The 16420-nt window shown below is 61.4% G+C and carries 16 protein-coding genes; 15 read left to right on the top strand and 1 reads right to left on the bottom strand.

The annotated features are described in order from the left end of the window. The first annotated feature begins 23 nt into the window (after positions 1-23). The 14 genes from RB548_RS22140 to RB548_RS22205 all read left to right on the top strand — a co-directional run bounded on the left by RB548_RS22140 (position 24) and on the right by RB548_RS22205 (position 14570). Positions 24-1292, top strand: coding sequence for an SfnB family sulfur acquisition oxidoreductase (locus RB548_RS22140; protein ID WP_331375215.1), 1269 nt, complete (start codon positions 24-26; stop codon positions 1290-1292). 9 nt (positions 1293-1301) lie between these two features. Further along, positions 1302-2564: an SfnB family sulfur acquisition oxidoreductase gene (locus RB548_RS22145; RefSeq protein WP_331375216.1), complete on the top strand. Its 1263-nt coding sequence runs from the start codon at positions 1302-1304 to the stop codon at positions 2562-2564. A gap of 132 nt (positions 2565-2696) precedes the next feature. Next, on the top strand, positions 2697-4175 hold the full coding sequence (locus RB548_RS22150; protein WP_331375217.1) for an FAD/NAD(P)-binding protein: 1479 nt from the start codon (positions 2697-2699) through the stop codon (positions 4173-4175). A gap of 202 nt (positions 4176-4377) precedes the next feature. Then, complete coding sequence (gene ssuD, locus RB548_RS22155; protein ID WP_331375218.1) at positions 4378-5547, top strand: FMNH2-dependent alkanesulfonate monooxygenase; 1170 nt, start codon at positions 4378-4380, stop codon at positions 5545-5547. A gap of 144 nt (positions 5548-5691) precedes the next feature. Next, positions 5692-6240, top strand: coding sequence for a flavin reductase family protein (locus RB548_RS22160; protein ID WP_331375219.1), 549 nt, complete (start codon positions 5692-5694; stop codon positions 6238-6240). A 57-nt stretch (positions 6241-6297) separates the two neighbouring features. Beyond that, positions 6298-6492, top strand: a complete 195-nt coding sequence (locus RB548_RS22165) for a hypothetical protein (RefSeq protein WP_331375220.1) — start codon at positions 6298-6300, stop codon at positions 6490-6492. 249 nt (positions 6493-6741) lie between these two features. Continuing rightward, positions 6742-7767 (top strand): sulfate ABC transporter substrate-binding protein, encoded by a 1026-nt coding sequence (locus RB548_RS22170; RefSeq protein WP_331375221.1) that lies wholly within the window; start codon positions 6742-6744, stop codon positions 7765-7767. An 82-nt stretch (positions 7768-7849) separates the two neighbouring features. Further along, entirely contained in the window at positions 7850-8893 is a 1044-nt protein-coding gene (locus tag RB548_RS22175) for a sulfate/molybdate ABC transporter ATP-binding protein (RefSeq protein ID WP_331375222.1), read from the top strand. Between the two features lie 191 nt (positions 8894-9084). Then, a complete protein-coding gene (locus RB548_RS22180) occupies positions 9085-10110 on the top strand; it encodes a sulfate ABC transporter substrate-binding protein (protein WP_331375223.1) in 1026 nt (341 codons plus the stop codon). A gap of 343 nt (positions 10111-10453) precedes the next feature. Further along, a complete protein-coding gene (locus tag RB548_RS22185) occupies positions 10454-11395 on the top strand; it encodes a sulfonate ABC transporter substrate-binding protein (RefSeq protein WP_331375224.1) in 942 nt (313 codons plus the stop codon). Positions 11396-11435: 40 nt separating this feature from the next. Next, positions 11436-12251, top strand: coding sequence for an ABC transporter permease subunit (locus RB548_RS22190; protein ID WP_331375225.1), 816 nt, complete (start codon positions 11436-11438; stop codon positions 12249-12251). Further along, complete coding sequence (locus RB548_RS22195) at positions 12248-13078, top strand: ATP-binding cassette domain-containing protein (RefSeq protein WP_331375226.1); 831 nt, start codon at positions 12248-12250, stop codon at positions 13076-13078. Before RB548_RS22190 ends, RB548_RS22195 begins: the two co-directional genes overlap by 4 nt. A gap of 144 nt (positions 13079-13222) precedes the next feature. After that, the gene (locus RB548_RS22200; protein WP_331375227.1) at positions 13223-13843 is read left to right on the top strand and encodes an RBBP9/YdeN family alpha/beta hydrolase; all 621 of its coding nucleotides are present in this window, start codon (positions 13223-13225) and stop codon (positions 13841-13843) included. 370 nt (positions 13844-14213) lie between these two features. Next, positions 14214-14570: an RrF2 family transcriptional regulator gene (locus RB548_RS22205; RefSeq protein ID WP_331375228.1), complete on the top strand. Its 357-nt coding sequence runs from the start codon at positions 14214-14216 to the stop codon at positions 14568-14570. 111 nt (positions 14571-14681) lie between these two features. Here the strand turns inward: RB548_RS22205 and RB548_RS22210 are convergent, their stop codons facing one another. Beyond that, positions 14682-15632 carry a TauD/TfdA dioxygenase family protein gene (locus tag RB548_RS22210; RefSeq protein WP_331375229.1) on the bottom strand — a complete coding sequence of 317 codons (951 nt, stop codon included), beginning with the start codon at positions 15630-15632 and terminating at the stop codon, positions 14682-14684. Between the two features lie 491 nt (positions 15633-16123). Between RB548_RS22210 and RB548_RS22215 the strand changes: the two genes are divergently transcribed. Continuing rightward, positions 16124-16405, top strand: coding sequence for a DUF971 domain-containing protein (locus RB548_RS22215; protein WP_331375230.1), 282 nt, complete (start codon positions 16124-16126; stop codon positions 16403-16405). The last annotated feature ends 15 nt before the right edge of the window (positions 16406-16420 follow it).

Raw genomic sequence — 16420 nt, forward strand, 5'->3', positions numbered from 1 at the left:
CTTCTCCAGGGAGCAATCAGACCATGGGCACTCTTCCAAGCGCGCAAATTGACCATTCAGTGCATCCCCGCGTGAACTCGAGCGATCCGGTGGCACCGCGTCCGAAGCCCGTCACACCGGCCCGCATCATCAGGAGCGATGCCGAGGCGCTGGAAATCGCCGAACGACTGGCGGAAAAGTTCAAGGCCGGAGCGGCGCTCAGGGACCGGGAGGGCCTGCTGCCGATCGCCGAGCTGGACGAGTATTCTGAGAGCGGCCTCTGGAGCATCAACGTGCCGAAGGCCTATGGCGGCCCGGAGGTCTCCTATGCGACGCTTGCCCGGGTGATCGCGACGATTGCCGCCGCCGATCCGGCGATCGCCCAGATCACCCAGAACCATCTCGCCATCATCGCGACCGTCGATCTCGACGGGACCGAGGAACAGAAGAAGCTGTTTTTCTCCTGGGCGCTTGAGGGCATCCGCTACGGCAATGCCTTCTCCGAACTGAAAAGCAAGACCGTGGCGGCCTTCGAGACCAAGGTCGCCTTCGATGGCGACGACGCGATCGTCAATGGCGAGAAGTTCTATACGACCGGCGCGCTGCTTGCGCATGTCGTGCCGATCGTCGCGGTCGACGAGAACGGGCAGGGTTACCTGGTCTTTGCCGATCGCGACGCTCCCGGCCTGACGGTTACCAACAACTGGTCGAGCTTCGGCCAACGGACGACGGCCTCTGGCTCGGTGAAGATCGACAACGTCCGCGTGCCGCGCGCTCGCGCGGTTCGGGTGACGTCCTTCGACCATCCGACGGTTGGCGGTCCGGTGTCGCAGATCATCCAGTCGGCGATCGACGCCGGCATTGCCCGCGGCGCGATCGAGGACACGATCGCCTTCGTCAGGAATCACAGCCGTCCGTGGATCGACAGCGGCAAGGAAACCGCCGGTGACGACCTGTTCACGATCGCCGCCGTCGGTGACCTGAAGATCAAGCTGCACGCCGCCGAGGCGCTGCTCGAGATCGCCGGCCGGAGCATCGACGCGGCAAAAGTGCACCCGACGCTCGAGACGGTCTCCGAGGCGACGATCAAGACCGGCGAGTCCAAGGTACTGACGACGGAAATCGCCATTCTCGCGACCAACAAGCTGTTTGAGCTTGCCGGCACGCGCTCGACGCTCGACGAGCACAATCTCGACCGGCACTGGCGCAACGCCCGCGTCCACACGCTGCACGATCCGGTGCGCTGGAAGTTCTACCACGTCGGCAACTACTATCTGAACGGCGTGCACCCGCCGCGCCACGCCTGGAACTGAGGCGCGCCGATGAGTGAGAACGATCGCAGACTGCATCGGGAGGCGGCGCTCGTTGCCGGGCGCCCGGCGCCGCATATTCCGCCGCGCCGGGCGAAGGCGCACCGCATCAAGGACGATGACGCGGCGATCGCGGTCGCCCACGAGCTCGCCCGCGAGTTTGCCACAGGCGCCGCCGAGCGCGACCGCGAGCGGCGACTGCCGATCCCGGAGATCGAGCGCTTCTCGCAGTCCGGTCTCTGGGCGATCACGGTGCCGAAAGCCTATGGCGGCGCGGGGGTGTCGGCCGTTACGCTTGCCGAGGTGACGGCGATCATTTCCGCCGCCGATTCAAGCATTGGGCAGATCCCGCAGAACCATTTCTACATGGTGGAGGCGCTGAGGCTCGCCGGAAACGAGGAGCAGAAGAAGTATTTCTTCGAGCGCATCCTCGATGGAGACCGCCTCGGCAACGCCTTCACCGAGATCGGCACGAAGACGCCCGTCGATTTCAAGACGAGTTTTCGAGAGCGGGACGGTAGGCTATTGCTCAATGGCCAGAAGTTCTATTCGACCGGCTCGCTTTTCGCCCACATCATCGTTGCCGTCGCGAGGGATGAGAACGGCCGGGTGCATCTCGTCTTCATCGACCGGGCAACGCCCGGGCTCAATCTCGTCGACGACTGGACCTCGTTCGGCCAGCGCTCGACCGGTAGCGGCACAGTCACCTTTGATGACGTGGAGATGACGCGGTTCCAAGTGGTCGATCACGATATCGTCTTCGAGCGGCCGACGCCGATGGGACCCTTTGCCCAGATCATCCACTCGGCCGTCCAGGTCGGGCTCGCCCGCGGCGCGCTCGCCGAGACGATCTCCTATGTGCGGGCGCATGCGCGGCCCTTCTTCGAGCTTTCGATCGAGCAAGGTTACGAGGATCCACACACGATCCACGCGGTTGGCGACGTTGCCATCCGCGTGCACGCGGCTGACGCGCTGCTCGCCCGGGCCGGCCGGCTTCTCGATGTTGCCGCGGCAGATCCGACGCACGAGACCGTTGCGGCGGCATCGATCGCCGTTGCCGAGATCAAGGCGCTCGCAACGGAAGTCGCTGAGCTTGCGGCGACGAAGCTGATCGAACTCGGCGGCGCGCGCTCGACGCTCGAAAGCTATGGCCTCGATCGCTACTGGCGCAATGCCCGCACCCATTCGCTACATGATCCGGTGCGATGGAAATACCACCATATCGGCAACTACTACCTGAACGGCCTGTTGCCCCCGCGACACGGCGCAATCTGAGATCCGGCCGGGTTTGCATACGGACCGGCACGCTGACGGGCATTCATTTGCCCCTCAGTCTTGTCAGCACCCGCGGGGCGGTCGGCGTCGTTCGCTGCCGGTGTCTCACCGGTGCAATTGCAGGAGTGCGGCATGGGAAAATTCGGATCGGCGATTGTCGCGATCATCGGCGGCGGGTTCAGCGGCGCCGCGGTCGCGCTGCACCTGGCACGCGGTCTCACCGAGGGGAAGGACGTGCGGATCGTCGTCTTCGAACCACGTGAGAGGCTCGGCGCCGGGCTTGCCTACGATACGACCGAGCCGGCCCATCGCATCAATGTGCCGGCCTACAGAATGAGCCTCTATCCGGACGATCCGGAAAGTTTTGCAAACTATATCGCCCGCTCCGGTACGCGCGCCGACGATCCGGCGGCCTACACTGCTGAAGGGATCCCCTTTCCGCGAAGATCCGTCTTCGGCGACTATGTCGCAGCGGAGATCGCGCCCCTGCTCTCAAGCGGGGCGATCGAACACCGGCGCAAGCGGGTCACCGATGTAAAGCGCACCGGTGAAGGATGGATGATCCTCGCTGAGGATGTCGAGGCGGTTGTCGCCGATGTCGTCGTTCTCGCGGTCAGTCATCCGGCGCCGTCGCTGCCCAAGGCCTTGCGACCGCTCCTGGCGCACCCCAAGCTCGTCGCAGATCCGACAAAAGCCAATGCGCTCGACATCGTCGCGCCCACCGACCGGATCCTCGTCGTCGGCAATGGGTTGACGTCGGCGGACGTGATCGCGGCGCTTGATGAACGCGGCCATCATGGACCAGTCATCTCGATTTCGCGGCGCGGCTTGCGCTCCCGCGGTCATCCGAAGGTGGCTGAGGACCCGTTCGGCGACTTCGTCAGCGAGCCGATCCCCCGCGCATCCGAGCTTTTTCGCCATATTCGCCGGACGCTGCGGCTCGCCGGCGAGCAAGGCCTGACCTGGCATCCGGTCATCGACGCCGTGCGGGCGCAGGGACAAGAGATCTGGCAGGCCCTGCCGATCGTCGAGCGCCGGCGCATCGCCCGCTTAGCACGCGCCCATTGGGACGTTCACCGTTTCCGGATAGCGCCACAGGTCGAGGGGGTGCTGAACCGGGCGGTTGAATGCGGCAGGCTCGAAATTCTGGCGGCCTCGGTTCTATCAGCGGCGATTGAGGGCGAGGGGACCGCGATCGAGCTCAAAGCACGAGGCGGCGACGCGCCGCGGCGCGTCGCCGTGGACGCGGTCGTCGTCACCACAGGTCCGGCGCATACTCAGATCCTGAGGTCTCAGCCTTTCCTCGCCGCACTGGAAGAGGCGGGCGTGCTTACCGCTTGTGAAACCGGGCTGGGCATTGCCTGCGATCTCCACTCCCGGGCCGTCGGTGCCGGCGGTAACGTGGAACGAAGCCTGTTCATCGCAGGGCCGCTAGCGCGTGGTACCTTCGGCGAATTGATGGGTCTCCCGCAGGTGACCGAGCATGCCGTTTTCGTGGCTGAGCAAATTGCAACGCTCCTTTCAGTCAAGCTGAAGGGCGGCAAGAACAGCCGGTATGGCGCGCGTGGCGAGGCGGCAGAAAGGCCGTTCGCGTCTCTACTCCGAGGATGAGGGATATTGTCCCGCTAATGCGAACTCTTTGGAATATATTTCCTTAGTAAAACCATAGAATACATTATCATCGTTCTCGCTGCGGCTCCAGCAAGCTCTCGCGGATGAATTCCATCGCCTCGCCATCTTACAGAAGCTGATGATCGACCGATATCAGCCTGACGGCCAAAGATGAGAAGTACGCCGCCTTGAAAGGACGACCATGCCCACGACAGACAACCCTCTCGATTTCCTTTGGTTCATTCCTTCCTCGGGGGACGGCGCCTATCTCGGATCCGATGACCTGAGCCGACCCTCCGATCCGGGCTATTTTCGTGAGATCGCGACGGCTGTGGACCGCCTCGGCTATTCCGCCGTGCTCATCCCGACGGGGGTCGCGTGCGAGGAATCCTTCATTCTTGCCGCCAATCTCGCGGCCTTCACCGAGAAGCTGAAGTTCCTGGTGGCGGTCCGCCCAGGTATCGCTTCGCCCGCCTATTACGCGCGACTGGCCTCGACGCTCGACCGCGTCTCGAACGGGCGTCTTCTGCTCAACATCGTTGCGGGCGGAAGTGCGCAGGAGCTCGCCGGCGACGGCGTCTTCCTGCCCCATGACGAGCGTTATGCGCATGCCGACGAGTTTTTCCAGGTCTTCAACCAGCTCCTTGAGACCGGCAAGAGCCAGCTCGATGGCAAATATATCAAGGCGTATAACGCACAGCTCGGGTTCCCGCCGGTTCAGGAGCCGCGCCCGCCGCTCTATTTCGGCGGATCGTCCGATGCAGCGATCGAGTTTTCGGCAGGCCTGGTCGACAAGTACCTGACCTGGGGCGAGACGCCCGATCAGGTCGGCGACAAAATCGCCAAGGTCCGCAAGGCCGCGGCCGACAAAGGCCGTAAGGTGACCTTCGGTATCCGCCTGCACTTCATTGTGCGCGAGACCGATGAGGACGCCTGGGCCGCCGCCGACCGGCTGATTTCCAAGCTCTCTGACGAGACGATCGCCGCCGCGCAAGAGGGATTTGCGAAGAATTCCGATTCCGTCGGACAGGCGCGCATGCTGGCCCTTCACGGCGGCCGGCGCGACAAACTCGAGGTGGCGCCGAACCTCTGGGCCGGCATCGGGCTCGTTCGTTCAGGTGCGGGGACCGCGCTCGTCGGTTCGCCGAAGACGGTCGCCACGCGTCTGAGGGAGTATCAGGATCTCGGCATCGATACGGTCATCGCCTCCGGCTACCCGCATCTTGAGGAAGCCTATCGCGTCTCGGAATTGCTCTTCCCGGAGATCGGCCTCGGCCCCCCGCGCAACCAGATCCGTTCGACCTTTGGCGAGCACCAGGTGTTCGGCGGCGGCGGTCACGGCGGCAATTTGAGGGTTGTGGCGGGTTCTTAATTTTCCCTGCCCTGAAGACCAATCGGGCGCAAAGCCGCTCGCCCCGGCAATCGCAGGCATGACCGTGTTTCCTGATCGGTCGCGATATAGCGCGGCAGAGCTAGCAATGCAGTGAAATTCATACCCAACAGAGGAGTGATTGAGATGTCCGTCCAACCTTCTGTGCGCGCATTCGATGTCGAGGCGACCACCAGCCACCCCGGCAATCACCACGTCGATGCCGAGGGCCTGAAGCGTGCTTTGCGCGCCCTTGGCGGTGGAGTCAGCATCATAACGGCCGGGGAGGGCGAGACTCGGACTGGAGCGACGGTCACGTCGGCGACCGCCCTTTCGATCGATCCGCCGCGCATGATCGTCACCCTTAACCGTTCTGCCTCAACATTGCCGGTCGTCGAGCGATATGGCCATTTCTGCGTCAATGTGGTGGGACACGACCACGAAACACTTGCCAACCAGTTCGCCGGTCTCGGCGGGCTGAAGGGGGCGGAACGTTACCACGGCGCTGAATGGATCCGCCTCGAGAGCGGAGCGCCGGTTCTGGAGAATGCGGCGGCGGCCATCGATTGCGAAGTCGAGGAGCTCATCGAACGGCACAGCCATGCGATCGTGCTTGGCCGCGTGGTCGGTATTCGCTTCGGCAATCGTGGTTCATTGGTTTACCGCGATGGGCGGTATTTCGCGCTTGGTGGATAGCCACGAACAATCAGAATGGGCGACGCTGTTCGGCGTCCGAAACGGGAGGAATGACAAATGCCGCTCGGTATGGTGAACTTTTCTTTCGATCTCTTCGCCCCCTGGCGCCTGAAAGCCGGTGCGAATGAACTCCGCGCCGAGAACAGGCCCGCACAAACGGAGAATCACGACGAAAGCGGTCCAGTTGTTCGGACTGAACAGCAACGGGAACGTGAGCACGGGCCGTTCTGGAGCTTCTTTCCAGTTCTTTAGGCTGTCCATATTGAGTCCCGCCCGCGCCGTCCACGTGGGGCAAAAGCCAATTTTCGACTAAAGGAATTTGGCGAATTAACATGCCGGTGATTTTTCGCCTGAAATCATCACGGCGAGAAAGATGGTTCTTGCTCTTAAGGACATGCGCACGTTGTTGATCGCGGACATGCGCGGCAAACCGCCCTCATCTCTGCTTTCCCTATCCAGCGTTTGGGGCGTAGTTTCTTCGGGCCAAACATGGAGATCGAGATGAGAACGGATAGGCTTGCCGGACTCGTGAGACGAGCTCTTTTGGTCGGCGCTCTGCAGATTGGCTTAATCGGCTCCGCTCTCGCCGACACGACGATCCTGAACGTGTCCTTTGATTCGACGCGTAAGCTCTACAGGGAATTCAATGCCGCCTTCGCCGAGAAGTGGGAGGCGGAGACGGGCGAGACGGTGACGATCGATATGTCACACGGCGGTTCCGGTAAGCAAGCGCGGTTGGTGATCGACGGCCTCGAAGCCGATGTGGTGACGCTGGCGCTCGAAGCCGATATCGACGCCGTTGCTAAGGCGACCGGCAAGATCCCGGCCGACTGGAAGAAGCGGCTCGAAAACAACAGCGCCCCTTATACCTCGACGATCGTCTTTCTGGTCCGCAAGGGCAATCCGAAAGCCATCAAGGATTGGGGTGACCTGACGAAGGAAGGCATCCAGGTCATCACGCCGAATCCGAAGACCTCGGGCGGCGCCCGCTGGAACTTCCTCGCGGCTTGGGCCTGGGCACGTGCTGCCAACAACGGCGACGAGGCCAAGGCGCAGGAATATGTGGCGCAACTGTTCAAGCGCGTTCTCGTTCTCGACACCGGCGCGTGGGGAGCGATGACCACCTTCGTCCAGCGCGGTTTTGGCGACGTGCTGCTCGCCTGGGAGAATGAAGCCTATCTCGCGCTCGAGGAACTCGGCCCAGACAAATTCGAGATCGTCACGCCGTCGATTTCGATCAAGGCCGAACCGCCGGTGGCGCTCATCGATGGCAATGTCGATAGAAAGGGCACCCGAAAGGTGGCGGAAGCCTACCTAAACTATCTCTACACCGATATCGGGCAGAAGATCGTCGCCAAACATTACTACCGACCCTACAAGCCAGAACTTGCCAATCCCGATGACATTGCCCGCTTCGCCGATCTCAAGCTGGTCACGATTGACGAATTCGGCGGTTGGAAGGAAGCTCAGGCGAAATTCTTCGGCACTGGCGGGATCTTCGACCAGATCTACAAGCCGGGTCGATAGGATTCATGCCGGTCGGCAGCCGAGCGACGAGCTTCGCTACCGCGAGGCGATTGGCCGAAGGCATCGAAGGGACCAGACATTCATGGAAGTCCGCGTCCAGAACCTACGCAAGGAATTCGGCCGCTTTCCGGCGCTCGTTGATGTGACCCTCGACATCCGCTCCGGCGAATTGATCGCGCTGCTCGGCCCCTCTGGGTCAGGCAAGACGACACTGCTCCGGCTCATCGCCGGGCTCGAGAGCCCGACAGAAGGCATGATCTTCTTTGGCGACGAGGATGCGTCCACCAAGACGGTGCAGCAGCGAAACATCGGCTTCGTGTTCCAGCACTACGCCCTGTTCCGCCACATGACGGTGCTCGACAACGTCTCCTTCGGGCTGAAGGTACGGCCCAGCAACCGGCGGCCGCCGGCCCCGGAGATTCGCCGTCGTGCACTCGACCTGCTTGAGCTGGTGCAACTCATTGATCTCGAAAAACGCTATCCGGCCCAACTTTCCGGTGGCCAACGTCAGCGGGTGGCGCTGGCTCGTGCTATGGCGGTCGAACCGAGCGTGCTGCTGCTCGATGAACCCTTCGGCGCGCTCGACGCGCAGGTGCGCAAGGAGCTCCGCCGCTGGCTGCGCGAAATTCACGACCGCACCGGCTACACGACGGTCTTCGTCACCCACGATCAGGAAGAAGCGCTCGAGCTTGCCGATCGCGTCGTTGTGATGAGCAAAGGCGTGATTGAGCAGGTGGGCACGCCGGACGAGATCTATGACGACCCGGTCTCGCCCTTCGTCTACGGTTTCATTGGCCAATCGAACTGCTTGAGCGTCACAGTGGCTGCCAACGAGGTCTGGTTCGAGGACAGGCCGATCGGATTACGCGCAGCAAACGAAGCCGATGGACCGGCAACCCTCTTCTTTCGCCCGCACGACGTCGAGCTTATCGACGGCCCCGCTGGCTGTCTCGCCGGCCGCGTGACGGCGAGCCGCCGCGTGGCGGGCACGCGCCATTTGGAATTGGAAATAGGCAAGGAACGGTCTTCGGTCGAAATCGAGTTGTCGCCCGAGCGCGCTTCGTTGGCTGATCGCACCCGAATCGCGTTCCGGCCCACCAAGTGGAAGCTGTTTCGCAGGGAGTAACTTGCACGTGCGGCTTCGCTTTAAATCCAGCGGGCGCGATCAGAGACTGGGTTCCAAGGTGGGCAGGAAATTCCCGGATGAACGTCAAAGAGAATAGGTCTTTCCCCGTATGATGCCTGCCGCGTCATCTGTTTACGTTGTGACAGTCAATTAAATTGATAGTTTATCTGAGCAAATAAATGGAGGTTCGAATGCTTTCGAATAAACTTGCCGGATTACTGAAACTTTCGCTCGTGCTAGGGAGCCTGCAGCTTGGTGCTGCTGCTCTCGCTCAGGCAGACACCACACTTCTGAACGTGTCCTATGATCCGACGCGGGAACTCTACAAGGACTTCAACGCCGCCTTCGCGGAAAAATGGAAGGCCGATACGGGCGAAACCGTCACGATCCAGACCTCTCACGGCGGCTCTGGCAAGCAGGCCCGCTCGGTGATCGACGGCCTCGAGGCCGATGTGGTGACGCTGGCACTCGAAGCCGATATCGACGCGATTGCACAGGCGACCGGCAAGATCCCGACCGACTGGAAGACCCGCCTCGAAAACAACAGCGCTCCCTACACGTCGACGATCATCTTCCTGGTCCGCAAGGGCAACCCCAAGGGCATCAAGGACTGGGGTGACCTGACCAAGGAAGGCATCCAGGTGATCACGCCGAACCCCAAGACTTCGGGCGGTGCACGCTGGAACTTCCTTGCCGCCTGGGCCTGGGCGCGCGCTGCCAACGGCGGCGACGATGCCAAGGCGCAGGAATATGTGACGCAACTCTTCAAGCACGTTCCGGTCCTCGATACCGGTGCGCGCGGCGCAACCACCACCTTCGTGCAGCGTGGCCTCGGTGACGTGCTGCTGGCCTGGGAAAATGAAGCCTATCTCTCGCTTGAAGAACTCGGCCCCGATAATTTCGAGATCGTCACGCCGTCGATTTCGATCAAGGCCGAGCCACCCGTGGCGCTCGTCGACGGCAATGTCGACAGCAAGGGCACGCGCAAAGTCGCGGAAGCCTACCTCAACTATCTCTACAGCGATGGCGGCCAGAAGCTCGCCGCCAAGCACTATTATCGGCCGTTCAAGCCGGAGCTTGCCGACCCCGCTGACATCAAGCGCTTTGCCGAGGTGAAGCTGGTCACTATCGACGAATTCGGCGGTTGGAAGGAAGCTCAGCCGAAATTCTTCGCCGATGGCGGAGTTTTCGACCAGATCTACAAGCCGGGACAATAATCGCATACGGCCCTTCGCAGCAGCACGCGATGGCGGTTTCTACAGCCGAGTGTCATTCCTGGTTCGGACTGGCGCTCGGCGTCACACTGATGACCCAAATTCTGCCCTCACCGAGGGCGATAGGCGCGCGAAGCGACGCCGCTCCCCCTATCGCAGGCGCCTTTCAGCCTCCGACGAAAAATGTTGTCCATTATTATATGATTTTAGTAGATTATTATTTGAGAGAGATGCCTGCGAGCCGATAGGGTGACACATCGGCAATCTCCATTGCCGTTCCCGGTTCGCGGGGCCGTAGGTGGCAGCCTTGCCCGATCAGGATGCACCGCTTTTGGGAGACTTTTCGATGAACGCAGCTATACGATACCTCGCAAAGATTGCCCTCGCCGGGGGTATTGCTCTTGGCCTCGCCACGGTTGCCGATGCGGAAGACAAGATCGTCAGGATAGGGTTCCAGAAGTATGGCACGCTCATTCTGCTGAAGACAAAGGGGCTGCTCGAGGAAAAGCTGGAGCCGCAGGGATATACGGTCGAGTGGACGGAATTTCCCGCCGGACCGCAACTCCTTGAGGCGCTCAACGTAGGTTCCGTCGATTTCGGTACGACGGGTGAAGCGCCTCCCATCTTTGCGCAGGCGGCCGGTGCCCCGCTCGTCTATGTCGGCTATGAGCCGCCGGCCCCGGAAGCGGAGGCGATCATCGTCCCGAAGGATAGCCCGCTCAAAGGGGTCGCCGACCTCAAGGGCAAGAAGGTCGCGCTGAACAAGGGCTCGAACGTCCACTATCTCTTGGTCAAGGCGCTCGAGAAGGCGGGGCTCTCCTATTCCGACATAGACGTTTCATTCCTGCCGCCGGCGGACGCGCGCGCCGCCTTCGAAAAGGGGGCCGTCGACGCTTGGGTGATTTGGGAGCCGTTCCTCGCAGCCGCCGAAGCCGCTACAGGCGCGAGACAGCTCGCGAATGGCACCGGCGTGGTCGACAACCACGAGTTCTATCTCGCTTCGCGCAACTTCATCAATGCGCATCCCGAGGTGGTCGATACCATTGTCGCGTCGCTTGGAGAGGTCGACACCTGGATCAATGCCAACCGCAGGGACGTTGCCGAGCAGTTCTCCCCGGCACTCGGTCTTCCGAAGGACGTGCTCGAAGTGGCCGTCGAGCGGCGGCAATACGGCGTAAAGCTGATCACGCCGGAGGTGGTCGCCGCGCAGCAGAAGATCGCCGACGTGTTTCATGAGCTCGGTCTTATCCCGTCGACGATCAAGATCGCCGACGCAGTCCAGAAGTGACCGTCGCCAACGAAACCCGGCCGGCGAGAAAGGCGTCCTGATGGCAACCCGTTTACCCCAACCCCGAAGCGCGGCGGCACTTACGTTCCTGGCTTCCTGGGCGCTGCCGCTGGGTCTTCTGGTCATATGGGAGATCGCCTCGCGCAGCGGACTATTGTCGATGCGTCTCCTGCCGGCGCCGAGCGCTGTCGCCGCGGCCTTTTTGGAAAGCGTGCGCAACGGCACGCTCCTAACGAATGCTGCGATCTCGACAGAGCGGGCTTTGAAGGGCCTCATCATCGGTGGCGGGATTGGTTTTGCCCTCGGTATCCTGGCCGGAATTTCAAGGCTTGTCGAAGTCGTGTTCGACACCTCGATGCAGATGCTCCGCAACGTACCGCATCTTGCCATTATCCCGCTCGTCATCCTGTGGTTCGGAATAGGCGAGGAGGCGAAGATCTTTCTCGTGGCTATCGGAACCGCCTTTCCGCTTTACCTGAATACGTTTCACGGAATTCGCACGATCGACGTCCGCTTGATCGAGATGGCACGCGTCTACGGGCTCGGCCGCCTGGCTCTGTTCTGGCGGGTGATCCTTCCGGGCGCTTTGCCCTCAATCCTGGTCGGTCTGCGATTTTCGCTCGGCATCATGTGGCTGACCCTCATCGTCGCCGAGACGATCTCGTCGACCTCGGGTATCGGCTACATGACCATGAACGCGCGGGAATTTCTGCAGACCGATGTCGTCGTGCTCGGCGTCATTGTCTACGCGCTGCTCGGCAAGGTTGCCGATACCATCACCCGCCTGATTGAGGCACGCGCGCTCGCCTGGCATCCCGCCTATCGAATGAACACAACCGGGGAAGCGACATCATGAGCGAGCCTGCATCCGATCTTCGTCTGCGTGGCCGGCCCTTTCTCCGGGAAGTGCCGGCCCCGACCGAGCGGACCGTCGTCAGCGAGCCGGATCCGCGGAAGCAGGAGGAACGGCCGGTAAATGGGAAGACCGTGCTCCTCGATGGATTGTCGAAATCGTTCGCGAGCAGGCGAGTGCTCTCGCGGTTGAATCTGGAGATTCCGGCCGGCCAATTGCTGGCGATCGTTGGGCGATCCGGTTGCGGCAAGTCCACGCTTCTGCGTCTCATTGCCGGCCTCGACCGGCCGAGCAGCGGTATGATTTCAGTGGGCGGCGCTGAGGTAAAGTCGCTTCAGTCGAATGTGCGGCTTCTGTTTCAAGATGCGAGGCTGCTTCCCTGGCATCGGGTAATCAGCAATGTCGGGATCGCTCGGACGAAGAATTGGCGCGATAGCGCCGCGGCGGCTCTAGCCGATGTCGGGCTTGCGGATCGGGCAAATGACTGGCCGGCCGTTCTTTCGGGGGGCCAGGCCCAGCGCGTTGCCCTTGCGCGCGCCCTGGTGAGCCGGCCGGGCGTCCTCCTGCTGGACGAACCATTCGGGGCTCTCGATGCGCTCACGCGCATGGAGATGCACCGCCTTCTGGAACGCATCTGGCACGAGCACGGCTTTACGACGGTTCTAATCACGCATGATGTCGCCGAGGCGGTCGCACTTGCTGATCGGGTGATCGTCCTGCGCGACGGCGCGATCGCCCTCGACATGCCGATCGACCTTCCCCGCCCGCGTCGTGGGGCGGCGGACACCTCAGCCGTCTCATTGCAGGCGCGAATTCTCGACGAGGTATAGGCGAACCATGGTTCCGTCAGCATGGAAATGTAGGTCAATCCGCTGCCGGTGATAGAGCTCCGAAGGCTGCTGTTCCACGAGCAGGTGGACGACTTGGCCCCGCGGACGTAAGTGGCAGTGGCCCTCTAGAAGGAGATCGCGCGCATGAGGTCAGTGGTTCCGGACATCGAAACTCTCATTCTTCCGGGGCTCAATGGATCGCCCGAAGATCATTGGCAGCGTCATTGGGCGCGGGACAATACGGACAGCCAAATTGTCGAGCAGGACAACTGGACCTGTCCCGATCTGGACAGTTGGATGGGGTGCCTCGAAAGCGCGATTGAAGCCAGCCCGGGCCGTATCGGGCTGGTCGCCCATAGCCTCGGCTGTGTGCTAGCAGCAAAACTTGCGAACCATCGCCTTGCATCACGCGTGCGTTGCGCACTGCTGGTGGCGCCATGTGACCTCGAGACGACGGAGAAGCTGCATCCCTGCATGATTACCTTCGGCTCCATGCCACGGTCGCGGCTGCCGTTCCCGAGCCTCGTCGTCGGAAGTCTCAACGATCCTTACATGTCCGTGGAAAGACTACGCCTTACGGCCCGCTGCTGGGGGAGCGCTCTCATCGATCTCGGCGAGGCCGGGCATATCAACATTGCTAGTGGCTACGGGCGCTGGAAAGCCGGATATGGATTGTTCGGCCTTCTCAGGTCACCGCCGTTCTCGATGATGTACTCGCTCTCATCCGAACCCGGATTGCGACCGGGCTATAGTATGACGTGCTAGGTGTCACGATTGCCTCAAAAGTCAGCGGGCAGCCCGCGTCGCCAATTATGGACAAGCTCCGTCTTTACGACATTGATCCCGCGGCCAGAAGAATCTGGTCGGTATAGGTTTCAGGTTGAAGGCCGGCACCTTCTCGCACAAAGCGTCGGAGGGACGAATTTAGTCACGACCGTCACGGCCGAGAAGCCGTATGCGACGGATCTCACCGACAACAGGGCGGCGGCATTGGTGATCATTGTTCGGCCAGGGACTTGCACATTAAACTATCTACTCAGTAAGAAATGATAGACGTCTCTGCGCGCGCACCCGGCGCGTGTACGATCGACACCCATCCGAGTCCCACAATGCTTACGAAAAAGGCAAGTACGGATTGAAGGCGCTTGTGGCTCTGGCGCGCCTTGGTCCTGGAGAAACCGCGTTCGTCACGGAGATTGCGACGCGCAACGATATTCCGAAGAAGTTCCTCGACACCACCTTCCTGGAACTGCGCAACACCGGCATCCTGCGTTCGAAGAAGGGCCCCAACGGCGGCTATTCGCTGTCGAAGCCCGCCACGGAGATCATGATCGGCCAGGTCATCCGCGCGCTTGACGGTCCGCTTGCTCCGATCCGCTGTGCGAGCCGAACCGCCTTCGAGGCCTGCGACGATTGCAACGATCCGGTCGGCAGGTCGCCGCCTGCAGGATCGTTACACGCGATCGGGCAAGCAGAAGCGCATCGCGATTAGGGCAAGCACCGAGTCGGCCGGCACGCTCGCCTCTCCGAACCGACAAAGTGCCGGCTCGCCGGTACGCACGACACGTCCCTCCGACTCAACGTCGCGGTCGGGTGACCGGCTTCAGGACGCTGCGGTTGCCACCTTGACGCTGTCATCGTTTACAGCTTCAGGACGCCGGCGTGTGCGGCTCCGTTCGCCGGTCACCGAAACGGCCGGAGCGCCCTCGACCGTGACGCGCCGCACCAGTCGCTTCGCGTCGCCATAGTCATTGATGGCGTAGTGCTGCGTGGCGCGGTTGTCCCAGATCGCAACGTCACCCGCCCGCCACCGCCAGCGCACCGTGTTTTCGAGCTGTATCGAGCGGTTCTGGAGGATCTCGAATATTCGCGTCGACTCCGCGGTCGACAGCCCTATGAGCCTCTTGATAAAATGTCCGAGCAGCAGTGACCGTTCGCCGGTCTGCGGGTGCACATGCACAAGGGGATGCTCGGCCTCGAAGACCGAGGAGACGAAAACGTTCTCGTGATGCTTCAGCCGCTCCTGGTCGATGGTCGGGCGGACCGCAGCGTAATCGTAGTCGTTGCTATGGACTGCCCAGAGCTGCTCTGCCAATTGTTTCAGGGCAGGCGAAAGCTGGTCGTAGGCCGCCACTGAATTTGCCCAAACAGTGTCACCACCAAATTCCGGCACGATCACCGCACGCAGCACCGAGATCTTGGGGAAGGATTCGACGAAGGTCACGTCCGTGTGCCACGAATCGGCTCGACCACCGCCGCCGGCAGAATCGAGTTCGAAGATGCGAGTGCCTTGCGGTGAAGGAACAGTGGGATGCGCCACTACCTTGCCGAAAAGAGCACCGAAAGCCTCGTGCGACGCGTCGTCGAGGTGGTCCTGGTCTCGCAGAAAAATGACCTTATGCTTCAGGAGAGCCCGCTCAAGCTCTGCGAAGACGTCCGGGTCAAGCGAACCACCGAGCTTGACGCCTGTCACTTCGGCTCCGATCCGTCCAGCAACCGGTTTGATACCGATCCGCTCGAAGGGCTTGTCGAGAGCAACGACCTGGCCTGTCATGGGTGCTATCTCCTCTTGTTTGGCCGGCTGCGGAATACCCGCCACGGGTAGCTGCACGGCCTTGCCGATTGCTCAACTTTAGCTGCAAGAATGTCTACAGATAAGGTAGATTATTCCGATCTTACCAGGCATCCGGTCACGGAATTGATGAAACTTTCGGAGATTTTAGAACATCTTGCGATTGCACTCGAAAACTGGTTGTCGGCATCAATCTCGGTGGGTCGAGTGTGATCTCGGTCAGTGGAAGTGCTCAAGGTGGCGGCAACATCATCATCATGGTCGACGGCATTTCCATGTTCGAATGCCGCGGCTCAATCGCACACCGGTGTGTTGCTGATCACTGTAACGCAAGTGTTCTAAGGCGCAGTAATGACATGCCGATTGACTGCGTGTCAGTGCATTCGATGATGCCGTAACCAGCCCTTTGGCAATTTATTGCGTGTTTGCGCTGTTACCGATTCCTAAGATGGGACGAACCATCAGGAAACGCCATGATCGCTCTCAGCCTCAAGATCAATGCAGCACGCAGCAGCCTTGCCGTCACATGGGACGATGGGCTTGTTTCTGACATCCCGGCGCCGGTGCTGCGCGCCCATAGCCGCGCCGCAAGCCAGGTGCGCGCCGAGATCGAAGGTCGTGCCGCTTCATTCGAGGGGGTGACGCTTACGGGCGCTGAAGCAATCGGGGCCTATGCCGTGCGCCTGGTTTTCTCCGATGGCCACGACCGCGGCATCTACCCTTGGGAGTATCTGCGCTCGCTCGCCAATTCATGAGTTCGAGGAAAGAGA

Origin of the sequence: Sinorhizobium chiapasense, assembly GCF_036488675.1 — a bacterium.
GTDB lineage: Bacteria > Pseudomonadota > Alphaproteobacteria > Rhizobiales > Rhizobiaceae > Sinorhizobium > Sinorhizobium chiapasense.